Genomic DNA, 13,975 nt, shown 5'->3' with positions numbered 1-13,975 from the left:
CCATTCGCGAACAAGGGAGCGAGATGAAATGCAGGTTTTCGTCAATGGCGACCCGTTTGAAATCGATACTGGCGCCAGCGTGAGCGACCTGGTCGCGAAACTGACCGACGACCCGCGCGGCATCGCCATCGAGCTCAACCGGGAGATCATCCCCAAATCGAAACACGCCGAGACATCGCTCAAGGATGGCGACCGGCTCGAAGTCGTGCAGTTCGTCGGCGGCGGCTGAGGCAGTAGCGTCTGGCTTCCGTTACGGTCTGTCTTTTGCGCTGCCGCGCATGGTGTTAGGCCGGTGACACCTTTGGGCAACGGGAGCGGGAAGATGGCAAAAGAACCGAAGAAGCTTGATGAGGTGGGCGAAGCCTACCTGGCGGACGATGCCAAGGTGCAGTCCGTATCGCATGAGTTTTCCCTGCCGCCGCAGGTGGTCTGGAATGCGCTGCTGGATGGCGAGACTTGGACGAAATGGCTTCCGATCACAAAAGTTGAATGGACATCACCGAAACCGTTCGGTGTCGGCACCACACGCACGGTCTGGATTGGAAAGCAGGTGGTGGAAGAAGTCTTCTTCGCCTGGGACGAAGGCCGGCGCATGGCCTTCCGCTTTGATCGCACCACGCTGCCGCTGAAAGCCGGAGTCGAGGATTACCAGGTTCACCCCACCGCTGACGGGTGCAGGATGGACTGGTATTTCCGCGCGAAGGCGCCGCTCTTTCTCGGTCCTCTAATCTCGGGCCAGATGAAGTCGGGACTTCGCAAAGGCCTGCCGAAGCTTGAGGCCTACATCCGGGAGAATCCGGAAAAGTTCGGCCTGGCCTGATCTGCATGTCAGTTCTGACGTCCCGGGGCCTAGCCTTGGCAGGCATTGTTTTCTAACTAGCCCTGATGACAGACGATACGCTCAAGATTGCCGGACGCGAGTACACCTCGCGTCTCATCATCGGGACTGGAAAGTACAAGTCCTACGCGCAGAATGCCGAAGCCGCCCGCGCGGCCGGTGCTGAAATGGTGACGGTAGCGCTGCGCCGTGTGAACTGGAGCAATCCGGACGAGGAACGTCTGCAGGATCATGTGAAGCCCGACGAATTCACATACCTCCCAAACACCGCCGGTTGCTTTACCGCTGACGATGCGGTGCGCACGCTGCGCCTGGCGCGGGAAGCGGGCGGCTGGGATCTCGTCAAGCTCGAAGTCCTGTCGGACCAGAAGACGCTTTACCCGGACATGGAAGAGACGCTGTCAGCGGCCAAGGCGCTGATCGCCGACGGCTTCCAGGTCATGGTCTACTGCTCCGACGATCCGGTCTATGCCAAGAAACTGGAAGATGTGGGCTGCTGCGCCATCATGCCGCTCGGCAGCCTGATCGGCTCAGGCCTTGGTATCCAGAACCCGCTCAACATCCGGCTCATCGTGGAGAATGCGCGTGTGCCGGTCATCGTCGATGCCGGCGTTGGAACGGCCTCCGATGCAGCCATCGCCATGGAACTCGGCTGCGACGGGGTGTTGATGAACACGGCCATCGCCGAAGCGAAAGACCCTGTCCGCATGGCGCGCGCGATGAAGCATGCCGTCCTTGCCGGCCGTGAGGCCTATCTGGCTGGCCGCATGGGCCGCAAGCGCTATGCAGACCCAAGTTCGCCCCTGGCCGGGCTGATCTAGACCTCAGCTGTCCTTCGACAGCTCGTCGCGGATCAGATTGTTGACCATCTCGCGATTCGCGCCCGGGACGACGGCTTCGCCGATGAAGAAGGCCGGTGTGCCATCCACGTTCAGCTTGCGCGCCAGGCTCTTATTGTCCGCGATGATCTTCTTCAGCCGAACCGAATCCATGTCCTCGCGCATCTGAGCGACATCGACACCTGCGCGCTCTGCGGCGGCATCGATGTCTTCCGGGTCAAAGCCGGTGGAATTGTCCAGTTCCATGAGCTCGAGGTGCATCTCGGTATACTTGCCCTGCTGGCCGGCTGCGAGCGCGGCGAGGGCGGCCTTTTCACTTTCGGGGCTGAGAATCGGCAAGTCCTTGAACACCACTCGGACCTTGCCCTCATAGTCTTCAGGCAGAGCCATCGTCCAGTCGAGCGAACGCTTGCAGAAGCTGCAGCGATAATCGAAGAATTCGACGACCGTCACCGGTGCATCCTCCGGCCCGATCGCGTAGTCGTCATCGCTATTGTAGATGGCGTCGTAATTGGCGCGGATGTTTTCACGGACAGCTTCGGCCTCGCGGGCATCGGCTTGTTGCGAAAGACGGATCAGGGCTTCCTCGATTATTTCGGGATTCTCCAGAATGTATTCGTGTACGATCTCTTCGATCTCGGCCCGGTTCAATGAGGTTTCGCCGCCCCCTTGTGCGCAGGCAGATGCTGCAAATACGGCAGTGGCGAGAAGGCCGGATTTCATTCTGGTAGCCATGATTACTCCTGAGCTGGGGCGGAACAGCCCGCGTCTCCTAGACAACAAAACTTTCAATTACATCAATGCGGTCTGCAATGCAGGTTCACAATGGGGTGAAGTACCCAAAGGCCTGAGGATACGGTCTAGCCCCGGCGGCGCCAGTAGCCCTCATTCTCGGGAAGGGCCGGGTCTGTGACATTGCGGATGTCATTGGCGCGGCGGGCATCTGGCGTGTTCGGCTCGAGATCCTGCGCAGCGCGCCCGGCAAAGATATAAGCCCGCTGGTAGTCCCCGATATTGTAAGCCGACTCAGCCGTCGCGAGTTCGGCCTCGGCCCGGCGGCCCTGCTTTTCGAGCGCAATGGCGAGCTGCGACCAGGCGAAGGAGTTCTGCGGCTCCTTGATCAGCGCGTCGCGCAGCGCATTCTCGCCGGCTTTCACATCGCCTTCCTCACCGCGCGCAATGAGCGAGCGGGCATAGTTGATCAGCAGCAGCGGATGACCGGGAAGGTATTCCAGCGACTTCGCATGCGGCGCGACCGATTCGGCGGGCTTGCCCATTTCGAACAGGGCCTGGCCCTTCAGCTCCCAATAGTACGGGTTCTCGGGAAACTCCTCGAGAAGGGAATCGACTTCAGACAAGGTTCCCGCCAGATCCGACGACTGCATCGACGCAATGGCCCGGGCATAGCGGGCCGCTTCGCTTTTGTCCGAGCGCGGATACTTTTGATAAACGCGCGCCAGCGGTTCCAGGAAGCCGATCAGCTTGGCTTGCATCAGGTCGAACTCGCGTTGCGTCTTCGGGTCCGGCGGCACATCCATGAGGCCGGTTTCCTGGGCCAGCTGCCGGGTTGTACGGATCCGGTCGGAGGCCAGCGGGTGGGAGCGGAAATACGGGTAACGGCGCGCTTCGGACAGCACTTCCTGGTAACGATAATTCTCGAAGAATTCGACCATGCCGCGCGGCGACTGGCCGAGTGCGGCGAGATAGGAAACCGCAGCCGCATCGGCGGTCGCTTCCTCCGCGCGCGTGTGCACGAAGAAGTTCAGGGCGGCGAATTGCTGGGAGCTGGCAATCAGGGCCGCGCCAGCATCACCGGCGCCCGCCGCAATGGCCAGCACGCCGAGCCCGATCGAGACCAGGGCCGGGCGCGAGGCGACCTGCGCAGCCCGGGTCCGGGAAATCGAGTGCCCGCACGCAATATGGCAGGTCTCATGCGCAATGACGCCCTTTACCTGTCCCGGTGTCTCCGCCGCGATCAGCAGGCCGGTATGAAGGTGGATCTTCTGGCCGTTGGCGACGAAGGCATTCAGGCTGGGGTCATTGATGATGTAGAGGTCGACATCCGACGGGTTGAGGCCGGCGACCTCGAGGATCGGGTCTGTCCATTCGCGCAGTGTCGTCTCGATTTCCGCATCGCGGATCAGGCTCTGCGCCGATGCTGTTGCGACGAAGGCGAGCGCCCCGACAGCGGCGATGATGGGTCTCAGGAAGGAGAATTTCATGATCTGCCTGATTGGTTGCTGGCTTCGAACCTAGTGAAAGAATACGGCGAAGGCGAGACATCGCTGCATGCCTTCAACGAATTGTCAGGCCGATTCCGGCGGCAGGCAGAACACGAATTCGGGCGATAGCGTCACCTTGACCATTTCGCCGGGCGACGGCCGGCGCGCCCCGATACCAATCCCGCGAAGCGTGTCGTGGCCGTTGTATTTCAGTTTGAGTTCCATCAGGGCGGAGGTGCGCTGCGCGGAGACAACCTCCATCGGAACCCCGCTCTCATCGCCTGACAGCCGGATCGCTTCAGGACGGAGGCAATAGGAATCAGCCTCGGGAAGCTTCGTCGCCCACGCTTCCGGCAGGTCTGCCCGGGCGACAGGGAACAGGGGGCCAAGTGCCCGCGCCACAGGCAGGGATGTCGGATTGAGGTAGAGCGCTTCGGGTGTGTCTTCCTGCAAGATGACGCCCTTGCGCATGACCGCGATCCGGTCCGCATCCCGCATGGCTTCGGCGGCATCGTGACTGACGAGAAGGGCGGGAATGCCGGCCTCGGAAACCGCGGCAAGGGCAATGCGCCGGACTTCGGATTTCAGCGTCACATCGAGACCGGAGAATGGTTCATCCATCAGGATGGCGACGGGCTTGGCAGCCAGCGCCCGCGCAATCGAGACGCGCTGCTGTTCGCCGCCGGAAAGCTGGTGCGGATAGGCTTTCGCCCGGTGAGACAGGCCGAGGCGCTCCAGCCACTCGCCCGATTCCCTGCGCCGGGCCTCTTTCGTCATTCCCTTCAGGCCAAAACCGACATTGTCGAGCGCATTGAGGTGCGGAAAGAGCGCAAAGTCCTGGAAGATCAGGCCGATCGAGCGGCTCTCTGCCGGGACGTGGGTCGATGTCGAGGACAGGACCTTGTCGCCCAGCAGGATTTCGCCGGCATCGACCGGCTCCAGCCCGGCAAAGAGCCGAAGCAAAGTCGATTTGCCCGCGCCGGACTGGCCGAGCAGGGCGGTGATCTTGCCCGGCTCCAGCGTCAGTGAGGCTTCATTGACGACCGGCGTGCCTTCATAGAAACGGCTGACGCCAACCGCCTTCAATGGGAGAAGTTCATTCATCCAGCTGCCCTCGACTCACCAGCTTTGGTGAGCTGCACTGACAGCAGGATGACAGGCCCGAGTCCAGCCAGCGTAATGAGAAGGGATGGCAGGGTTGCCGCCGCGAGCCGCTCATCGCTCGCATAGGCGTGGGCCTGGACGGCCAGCGTGTCCCAGTTGAAGGGACGCAGCATCAGCGTCGCCGGCAGTTCCTTCAGCATCTCGACAAAGAGGATGATGGACGCGGCCGCTGCGCCGGACATCGCGACCGGTAGGTCAACCCGGACAAGGCGCTGGAAACGGTTGGCGCCGAGGCTGCGGGCGGCATTGCCGAGGCTGGCCGGGGCGCGGGAGAAGGCCGCACTCAGGGGTTCGGCCCCAGCTGCCGTGAAACGGCTGGCATAGATCCAGACCAGGAAGACCAGCGCAGCCGGGCCGGCCACCGAAAAGCCCGTCCAGGACAGGATGAACAGCGCGCCCAGCGCCAGAACGATACCGGGGGCGGCGTATCCCGCGCCGGCAGCGATCCGCCCGATCAGTTGGCTGAACCGGTTCTGGCGCGCGCCGACAACCACGGTGACGGCCAGCACGAAGGCAAGCGCGGAGCCCGCAGCGGCCAGGACCAACGAATTGAGGAAAGGCCGCAGGATGGCTTTCTGGCCGATACCTGTCTCGACGCTGACCCAGACGAGGCGCGTGACCGGCAGGATGAAGGCCATGAGCAGGATCGCGAAGCAGCCGGCTGCAACCATAAGACCCGCCTGGCGGCTGAGCTTGCGCCGTTTCGGTGTGCGCCAGCGTGTTGCCGTCTGCTGCACGCTGCCGCGCCCGCGTGAGCGCCGTTCGATCAGCTGCAGGCCGAAAGCGATAAGGATAAGAAGGAAGGCGAGGCGCGCGGCGACGGCTGGTTCGCTGAAGCTGTGCCAGGCCCGGAAGATGCCGACGCTCAGCGTCTGTACGCCGAGATAGCTCGCCGCGCCATAGTCTGCGGCGGTTTCCATCAGCGCGAGCGCCAGTCCTGCGAAGATGGCGGGGCGGGCAGACGGGAGGACGACATTGATGAAGATACGCGCCGGAGACGCGCCGAGGCTCCTGGCGGCTTCTATTGTACACAGAGACAGGTTGGAGAAAGCAGCCCGCGCGGTGAGATAGACATAGGGGAAAAGCGCGCACGCCATGACGAAGGACAGGCCGGGGGCGCTGTAGAGATTTGGAAACCAGTAATCGCGGGCCGAAAGGCCCGTCACATCGCGCAGGACAGACTGCAGCGGGCCGCCCACCTCCATGATATCGGCCCAGGCATAGGCGAGGACATAACCGGGCGCCGCCAGCGGGAGGATGAGCGCCCACTCGAAGATGCCGCGGCCCGGAAAGTCAAACAGGCTGACGAACCATGCCGCCGGCACGGCCAGCAGTAGGATGAACACGGTTGTCAGCAGCAGCACGCCAAGCGTCGTGAAAGTGTAGCCGAAGAGCTGGGTCGAGACGATATGCGACCAGGCCTCACCGCCGCCGCCGAAAAGACCGGTCAGCAGCGCAGCGATGACCGGTGCGCCGATCAGCAGCGCCGCCACCAGCGTCGTCAGCGCCGAGGCGCTGAGCCGGATGGCTGGGAGGTGGCGGGCTGTCGGTTGCATCAATGGTGGTGCTCTAGTTCCACCCTGCTTCGTCGAAAATGCGCTGGGCTTCGGCCTGGTGCTCGCCAAACGCGCTGAGGCGCATGTCACTCTCGCCGACCTGCGGAATGCGCTCGAGCCCGGCCGGGCGCTCGGCCTCATCGATTACCGGGATTTCCTTGGTCTCGGTGGTCAGGCGAGCCTGGCCGTCGGGGGTAAGCAGGAACTCGATGAACTGCACGGCGAGCGCCTGCTGCTTACTCGTCGCCGACAGCGCCGCGCCGGTGATGTTGATGTGGTGGCTGGTGCCTTCCCCGAATGTCGGGAAGGTCAGCTGGGTCGACAGGGCGGCGTCGCGTGTCGAATCAGACCGGCTTTCGGTCATGCGGACCCAGTAATAGTGGTTGGTGATCGCAACGCCGCAAAGCCCGGCAGCGACCGCCTCGATCTGGTCGGTGTCGCCACCCTGCGGGGCGCGCGCCATGTTCGCCACGACACCTTCCGCCCAGGCCTGCGCCTCATCGGCGCCCCATCGTTCGATCATCTCGCCCATCAGGGACAGGTTGTAGATGTTCGTGGACGAGCGCACGCAGATCTCGCCCTCAAGCGACGGGTCGGCAAGATCCTGCCACTCATCGACCTGATCCGGGGAAATGCGCTCAGGGTCGTAGGCGACGCCCCGGACGCGGCGGGCAAGGCCAACCCATTGGCGCTTGTCGTCCAGCAGGCGCGCCGGAATGCGGCTTTCAAACTCGCCTTCGGGCAGGGCCTGGGTCAGGCCGGCATCCTCGAACCGCCAGAGCGCACCGGCGTCCGAAGCAATGATGAGATCGGCGGGGCTGTTGGCGCCCTCGGCCTTCATCGTCTCCAGCAACTGGTTGGCGCCCGCCTCGCGATACAGGACCCGAATGCCGGTCTGGTTCTCGAACGCTTCATACATCAGCCGGTCGGAATCATAGTGCCGCGCCGAATAGATGCGCAGCGTCCCGTTCGAGCCGGGCTCCACGGCCGCGGTTTCGGCGGACTCTCCGCTTTCGGGGGATGCTGGTGCATCTGGGCTGGACGGGGAACAGGCCGCGATCAGGCTGGCGGCTGCGAAACAGGTCAGAGACTGGATGAAATTCGACATAGGCAGGCTAAATCACAAATGAGAAGCAATCGCAACTAGGGCGAGGCAGAGTGTCTCAGCCTGCTCCACCGCGCCAGTTTTGCCGTCGTGAAAACTGTTCAAGGCTGGAGGCTTCCCCTAACTAGCCTTCATGAGTGGAACAGAGGCATCAGCAAAGACCAGCCGTGCCCGTATCGCCGTTGTCGGTGGCGGCATCATTGGTCTGTCGGTCGCCAGGGAATTGTCTCGCCGTGGGCACATGGTCACCGTGTTCGACCCGGCCAGCCCGGACCGTTCCACCAGTTGGGCGGCGGCGGGCATGATCGCGCCGGCCTATGAAGTCATGATCCATGGCGGCGGCGCCGGTACGCCGCTTGCGCGCCTTTGTTACGAGTCCGCCGCCCTTTGGACTGGGTTCGCACGCGACCTGGCTTGCGAAAGCGGGATGCCGGTCGGTTATCGTGCGGCGCCGACCTTCGCGCTGGCGCGAACGATAGACGAAAATGATCGTCTGGCAGGCCTGGCCGCCACGCTTGCAGATGCCGGGCACCGTTTCGCCTGGCACGGCACAGCCGAGGTGAGAGACCGGCTAGGTGTTTCGGCCAAAGTGCAGTCGGTGCTCGAGTTGCCGGATGACCACCAGGTCGACAATCGGCGGGTGCTCCAGGCGTTTCGGCGGTATGGCGAACAGGGCGGGTTCCGGATGGAGCGGCGTGCTGTTTCGTCGAGAGACGATCTCGGGGACCGTTTCGATGCGATCGTCTGGTCGCGCGGCACCCGGGAGACAGGCGTCGAGGCACTGGTGAAAGGGCAGGCGCTGGCGCTGCAGCCCGTGCCGGGTTTGCCAGCTGAGGTCTTGCGATTCGGATCAGGCTACATCGTGCCGAAGGCGGACCGGGTCGTGATTGGTGCGACCAGCGAGGAAACATTTGCCCATTCCGGTGTCAGGGCGGACACCACACAGGCGCTGCGGGATGCTGCCATAGCCGTGCTGCCCGAGCTCAGGCATGCACCGGTCCTGGAGACATGGGCAGGCCTGCGACCGAAACGGGCCGGCGGGCTGCCGGTCATCGGTGAATTGGCGCCCGGTGAATTTGTCGCCGCCGCGCATCATCGCAATGGCATCCTGCTTGCGCCGGCAACGGCTTCGCGCATCGCCGACATGGTCGAAGGCGATGCAGAAGCTGAGGGCGCTTTTTCGCCGCACCGCCTGCAGGCGAGCTATAACTGACTGGATTTGACAGGCAGCTGCACATAGTTGTCTGCGCAACGGAGGATTTTTGACATGCATTCAATCGGTCAGATGACAGAAGACCAACTTGCCATTCAGAGCGCCGTCGAGCGGACATGCTCCCAGTTTGGCGAAGACTACTGGGCGAAGACTGATGAAACGGGCGATTGGCCGGAAGCCTTTTGCGACGCCATGGCGGAAGGCGGCTGGCTGGGCGTTGCTTTCCCGGAAGAGTATGGCGGTGCCGGGCTCGGGCTGACGGAAGCCGCGCTTGTCATGCAGACCGTCACGCGTTCGGGGGCTGGCTATTCCGGTGCATCGGCAATCCACCTCAACATCTTCGGGCCCAAGCCGCTCGAGAAATTCGGTAATGCCGAACAGAAACAGGAAAACCTGCCGAAGATCATCTCGGGCGAGGAAAAGATGTGCTTTGCCGTGACCGAGCCGAATTCCGGCCTCGACACGTCCAGCCTTGAGACGCGCGCCGAGCGCACCAATGCAGGCTACACGATCAATGGCCGGAAAATCTGGACGACCGGCGCCCAGCGGGCCGACAAGATCCTCATCATCGCGCGCACGACGCCGAAAGAGGATTGTTCCAAGCCCTATCTCGGCCTGTCGCTCTTCTACACCGATTTCAATCGGGACAAGATCGACGCCAAGCCGATCCCGAAAATGGGCCGCAAGGCGGTCGAATGTAACATGCTCTATATCGACGGCCTCGAAGTGCCGAAGGAGCACCTGATCGGTGAAGAGGGCGCTGGCTTCAAATACCTGCTGCAGGGGCTGAACCCGGAACGCGTCCTGTTCGCTGTGGAATCGGTGGGTCTCGGCTTTGCCGCGCTAGAGCGTGCAGCCCAGTATGCGCGCGAGCGCGTCGTCTTTGGCCGGCCCATCGGCCAGAACCAGGGCATCCAGCACCCGCTTGCGAAAAGCTGGGCAGAGCTCAAGGCGGCCGAACTTCTCGCCTACAAGGCAGCTGGTCTTTACGATGCCGGCCAGGAATGCGGAGCCGAGGCCAACGCTGCTAAATATCTCGGGACCGAGGCCGGCTTCAAGGCGTGCGAGAATGCCGTGCTGACCCATGGCGGCATGGGCTACGCCAAGGAGTACCATGTCGAGCGCTACATGCGCGAAGCCATGCTCGCCCGGATCGCGCCCGTCAGCCGTGAGATGATCCTGAACTTCATCGCCGAGCGCGTGCTGGACTTGCCGAAGAGCTACTAGAGCGAACGCTCCGGCTTACATGTCGTCGGCGCCCTTCATCAGCTCGAAGAACTCTTCGCGGTTGTTCGTGCGGGGGTAGGGCGTTTCCGGCACCGGGACGCCGAGGTGTTCGCACAGCGGTGCCCAGCCGTCCTTTGCCGAGTGGACCAGCAGGCGCTCTTTCGGGAAGGCCGCCTTCACCGCCGCTTCATGGGCATTGAACACCGCGATCAGGCTCTCGCGGTCCCATGCCTCGCCAAGGCTGCGCTTCAGGATTTTCATCACCATGGTCATCCATGGCACGGCGGGCGGCGGCCATTTCTCGGGCGCCTGCGCCACGGCAAGGATGGTCTGGGAGATGCTGTCATACCAGCTCTCTGCGGAGCGTGATGACAGGATCATCTTTGCGTCGGGATAATAGTCGGCGAGTTCCTTCCAATAGGCCGCGGTCGGCCAGTCCACGGCCGAATGGTAGCCTGCATAGACTGTCTCCCAGTCCGGCTTGCCGTCTACCACATCATTCCAGAGCGGCACGAAGGCCTGTCCGTTCTTCAGGACTTCATCCATATGGTAGCACGGCCCGAAGCCGAGCTGATCGAGCGCCAGCTTGAGCGACATCGTCCCTGTCCGGCCAAAGCCTGCGCTGATGACTTTCAGTGCCATGTGTCCATTCCCCCTTCAGATAAACTCCCAGCTTGAAACTGGCCTAGCATGGGCGCGGGGCCTTCAACAGCATTTTCGAAACAGGGGGCTGGCGGAGCGGTGGTCCGTCCGTTGTCCTATCGCCTGGAATGGAAGCGGCCTGCTTCTATGCTGGCTGCTAGCGTTTGGGACGCCGCATGATCGTGCCGGAGAAATTCAGCGACGGCTTGCCGTCGCCTGTAATGATGCCCCGAACGAAGGTCAGGTTCTTGCCTGAACGCAGCACTTCGCCGCGCGCCTCGATATAGGCGCCCTCTGCGGGGCCCGACAGGAATTCGGAGGTGAAGGCGACCGTCACGCCATACTCGCCTTCGATCTGCTCATGCGCGATCGCGAAGAGCGAGAAGTCGGCAAACGCCATCAGGCAGCCGCCATGCACGCTGCCGCCGGCATTCATGTGTTTGCGTTCGGCGCGGAAAGCGGCAACCGGGCCCTGCTCATCCACGCGGAAGTAGAACGGCCCGGCCGATTCGTACTCGAACGGCTCTTCCGGCCAAGTGTACCAGCCTTCGAACTCTCCACTCTCCACGCGATTTGCCGGTACCATGATGCCTCCCTTTTGCAGTCTTCGGCCCCGTCTAACGCGGCGAGAAGGATGGCGCTACCTCCTCGCAGCCTTGCGCTTGGCGTTCGATGCGATCAAAGCATATTGTGAAAAGAGAATTCGACAGGAGGATTGCATGGCTTTCGATGCTGAAATTCGTCAGGCGCTGATAGAGCAGGTGCGCCGGTTCGTGACGGAGCGGTGCATCCCGATAGAGGCCAAGGTCGGCGAAGAGGATGAAGTGCCTCAGGATGTCGTCGACGAGATGAAGTCGCTCGGCCTGTTCGGCCTGGCCGTCCCGGAAGAGTATGGCGGGCTTGGTCTGGACATGGAGACCGAATGCCTTGTCGCTCTGGAGCTGGGACGCACATCGCCAGCCTTCCGCTCGGTTGCCGGCACGAATATCGGCATTGGCAGCCAGGCGCTGGTCCTGTTCGGCACCGAAGCGCAAAAAGAGAAATGGCTGCCGGGTATCGCCTCCGGTGACCTGATCGCCTCCTTTGCGCTGACCGAACCGGGCGCCGGGTCCGATGCTGGCGGCCTCAAAACAAAGGCCGTGCGCGACGGTGACCACTACGTCCTGAACGGTACGAAGCGTTACATCACCAATGCCAACAAGGCGAACCTCTTCACGGTCATGGCGCGGACCGATCAGGACGAACCGGGCGCCAAGGGCGTCTCTTCCTTCGTCGTCGAGCGCGACACGCCGGGCGTCAGTGTCGGCGTTCCGGAAAAGAAGATGGGCCAGCAGGGCGCCCATGTCTGTGATGTGATCTTCGACGATGCCCGCGTGCCAGCGAAGAACATGATCGGCAAGGAAGGCGAGGGCTTCAAGGTCGCAATGAGCGTGCTCGACAAGGGCCGCCTGCATATCTCCGCGGTCGCGACGGGCGCGTCGGAACGGCTGATCAAGGAAATGGTCGGCTACGCCATGGAGCGCGAGCAGTTCGGCAAGCCGATCGCCCAGCATCAGATGATCCAGGCGATGATGGCCGACAGCCAGGCCGAGGCCTATGCCGCCCGCTGCATGATCCTCGACGCCGCCCGTAGGCGCGATGCTGGCGAGAACATCACCATGCTCGCCTCATCGACGAAGCTCTTCGCGACCGAAGCGTGTGGCCGCATCGCCGACCGGGCCGTGCAGGTCTTCGGCGGGGCCGGCTATATTACCGATTACGGCATCGAGCGTTTCTACCGCGATGTCCGCCTCTTCCGCCTGTACGAAGGCACGTCGCAAATTCAGCAAATCGTGATCGCGCGGGAATTGATGAAAGCGGCAAATGCTGGTGAGCTGTAGCTAGAAATCGATCCGGGGCAGGGACATGACAATTCAGGATGAGATTAGCGCTGGCGATGTCGGCATGAACGAGGAGCGGCTGGCCGCGATTCCAACCTATTTCGGCAAGGCCTATCTCGACAGCGGCAAGCTGCCCTGCATGGCGACCATGGTGTCGCGCAACGGTCAGGTCATCCATGAAGCCTATCGCGGCCGGACCCGTCTGGATGGCGGGCAGCCGATCAATCCGGAAACGATTTTCCGCATCTATTCGATGACCAAGCCGATCACCTCGGTCGCGGCGATGATGCTGTTCGAGGAAGCGAAGATCCGCCTCGATCATGAGGTCGCCCGCTACATCCCGGAATTCGAGCACACGCAGGTCTGGGTGAAGGGCACGATCGACGATTATGAAACGCGCAAGCCGAACCGGCCGATGCAGGTGCGCGACCTCTTCACGCATACGTCGGGGCTAACCTATGGCTTCCTGATGCAGCATGAGGTCGACGCGATCTATCGCCGCGAAAAGATCGCCCGGCCAGACGAAACGCTTGAGGAAATGTGCGCACGGCTCGCGGGCATTCCGCTGCTCTTTTCACCCGGCACGCGCTGGAACTACAGCCATTCGACGGATGTGCTCGGCCGCGTGGTCGAGGTTGCGTCCGGACAGACGCTCGACGCGTTCTTCAAGGAGCGCATTTTCGAGCCGCTGGGCATGGAAGACACCGATTTCTACGTGCCGGAAGACAAGCTGCACCGCCTCATGGCCTGCTATTCGCGCGACCCTGTCAGCGGCAAGGTCACGCTTAGCGACGGCGATGGAGAAGAGTCAAAGCTCTACCGCTCCAAGCCGCCGCTGCTGAATGCTGGCGGCGGGCTGGTCTCGACCCTGCGCGACTATCACAAGTTCTGCCTGATGCTGCTGCATGGCGGGCGGCTTGGCGGGACGCAGCTGCTCAGCCCCAAGACGGTCGAGTTCATGCGCAAGAACCACCTGCCCGAGGGCAAGACGATCAAGCAAATGGGCGACAAGACCTTTTCCGAAGCCCGGATGGAGGGCAATGGGTTTGGCCTTGGCGGTTCGGTCGTCGTCGATGTTGCCGAGACCATGCAGCCCGGTTCGCTCGGCACGTTCAGCTGGGGCGGCCTCGCCAACACCTTCTTCTGGATCGACTATGAGGAAGAACTCATCGCCATCCAGGCGACCCAGATGATCCCGTCGGGCTGCTACCCGATCCGCCCGCAACTCCAGCAGCTGGTCTATGCGGCGATTGACTGGTGAGTGAAACGGGCCGTCATCCCGGACCTTG

Annotated in this window: 14 protein-coding genes; 7 read left to right on the top strand and 7 right to left on the bottom strand. The window is 62.6% G+C overall.

Annotated features, from left to right (window positions below; translation table 11 throughout):
- Positions 1–28: 28 nt before the first annotated feature.
- The 3 genes from thiS to D1227_RS19145 all read left to right on the top strand — a co-directional run bounded on the left by thiS (position 29) and on the right by D1227_RS19145 (position 1,659).
- Positions 29–229: a sulfur carrier protein ThiS gene (thiS, locus tag D1227_RS19155; RefSeq protein ID WP_119405817.1), complete on the top strand. Its 201-nt coding sequence runs from the start codon at positions 29–31 to the stop codon at positions 227–229.
- A 93-nt stretch (positions 230–322) separates the two neighbouring features.
- A complete protein-coding gene (locus D1227_RS19150) occupies positions 323–820 on the top strand; it encodes an SRPBCC family protein (protein ID WP_119376472.1) in 498 nt (165 codons plus the stop codon).
- Positions 821–885: 65 nt separating this feature from the next.
- Positions 886–1,659 (top strand): thiazole synthase, encoded by a 774-nt coding sequence (locus D1227_RS19145; RefSeq protein ID WP_119405816.1) that lies wholly within the window; start codon positions 886–888, stop codon positions 1,657–1,659.
- A 3-nt stretch (positions 1,660–1,662) separates the two neighbouring features.
- Here the strand turns inward: D1227_RS19145 and D1227_RS19140 are convergent, their stop codons facing one another.
- From D1227_RS19140 to D1227_RS19120, 5 genes are all read right to left on the bottom strand, one after another.
- On the bottom strand, positions 1,663–2,412 hold the full coding sequence (locus D1227_RS19140; protein ID WP_119376474.1) for a DsbA family protein: 750 nt from the start codon (positions 2,410–2,412) through the stop codon (positions 1,663–1,665).
- Between the two features lie 125 nt (positions 2,413–2,537).
- Entirely contained in the window at positions 2,538–3,899 is a 1,362-nt protein-coding gene (locus D1227_RS19135) for a M48 family metalloprotease (protein ID WP_119376475.1), read from the bottom strand.
- 84 nt (positions 3,900–3,983) lie between these two features.
- Positions 3,984–5,003: an ABC transporter ATP-binding protein gene (locus tag D1227_RS19130; RefSeq protein WP_119405815.1), complete on the bottom strand. Its 1,020-nt coding sequence runs from the start codon at positions 5,001–5,003 to the stop codon at positions 3,984–3,986.
- A complete protein-coding gene (locus D1227_RS19125) occupies positions 5,000–6,619 on the bottom strand; it encodes an ABC transporter permease (protein ID WP_119405814.1) in 1,620 nt (539 codons plus the stop codon). Before D1227_RS19125 ends, D1227_RS19130 begins: the two co-directional genes overlap by 4 nt.
- Positions 6,620–6,632: 13 nt before the next feature.
- Positions 6,633–7,727: an extracellular solute-binding protein gene (locus D1227_RS19120; protein WP_119405813.1), complete on the bottom strand. Its 1,095-nt coding sequence runs from the start codon at positions 7,725–7,727 to the stop codon at positions 6,633–6,635.
- A gap of 130 nt (positions 7,728–7,857) precedes the next feature.
- Here D1227_RS19120 and D1227_RS19115 point away from each other — a divergent pair, with 130 nt between their 5' ends.
- A complete protein-coding gene (locus D1227_RS19115; RefSeq protein WP_119405812.1) occupies positions 7,858–8,937 on the top strand; it encodes an NAD(P)/FAD-dependent oxidoreductase in 1,080 nt (359 codons plus the stop codon).
- Positions 8,938–8,991: 54 nt separating this feature from the next.
- On the top strand, positions 8,992–10,164 hold the full coding sequence (locus tag D1227_RS19110) for an acyl-CoA dehydrogenase family protein (protein WP_233349926.1): 1,173 nt from the start codon (positions 8,992–8,994) through the stop codon (positions 10,162–10,164).
- Positions 10,165–10,179: 15 nt separating this feature from the next.
- On the opposite strand, the gene D1227_RS19105 is transcribed toward D1227_RS19110, so the two are convergent.
- Positions 10,180–10,806, bottom strand: coding sequence for a sulfotransferase family protein (locus tag D1227_RS19105; RefSeq protein ID WP_119405811.1), 627 nt, complete (start codon positions 10,804–10,806; stop codon positions 10,180–10,182).
- Between the two features lie 157 nt (positions 10,807–10,963).
- The gene (locus D1227_RS19100) at positions 10,964–11,392 is read right to left on the bottom strand and encodes a PaaI family thioesterase (protein WP_119376481.1); all 429 of its coding nucleotides are present in this window, start codon (positions 11,390–11,392) and stop codon (positions 10,964–10,966) included.
- Positions 11,393–11,525: 133 nt separating this feature from the next.
- Between D1227_RS19100 and D1227_RS19095 the strand changes: the two genes are divergently transcribed.
- Both D1227_RS19095 and D1227_RS19090 read left to right on the top strand, forming a co-directional pair.
- Positions 11,526–12,686, top strand: a complete 1,161-nt coding sequence (locus D1227_RS19095) for an acyl-CoA dehydrogenase family protein (RefSeq protein WP_119405810.1) — start codon at positions 11,526–11,528, stop codon at positions 12,684–12,686.
- Positions 12,687–12,711: 25 nt separating this feature from the next.
- Entirely contained in the window at positions 12,712–13,947 is a 1,236-nt protein-coding gene (locus tag D1227_RS19090) for a serine hydrolase domain-containing protein (RefSeq protein ID WP_119405809.1), read from the top strand.
- The last annotated feature ends 28 nt before the right edge of the window (positions 13,948–13,975 follow it).

The sequence above is a fragment of the Henriciella mobilis genome, assembly GCF_003576315.1.
GTDB classification, from domain to species: Bacteria; Pseudomonadota; Alphaproteobacteria; order Caulobacterales; family Hyphomonadaceae; genus Henriciella; species Henriciella mobilis.
The sequence above is the reverse complement of the archived record's forward strand: the minus strand, read 5'-3'. Positions and strand labels throughout refer to the sequence as shown.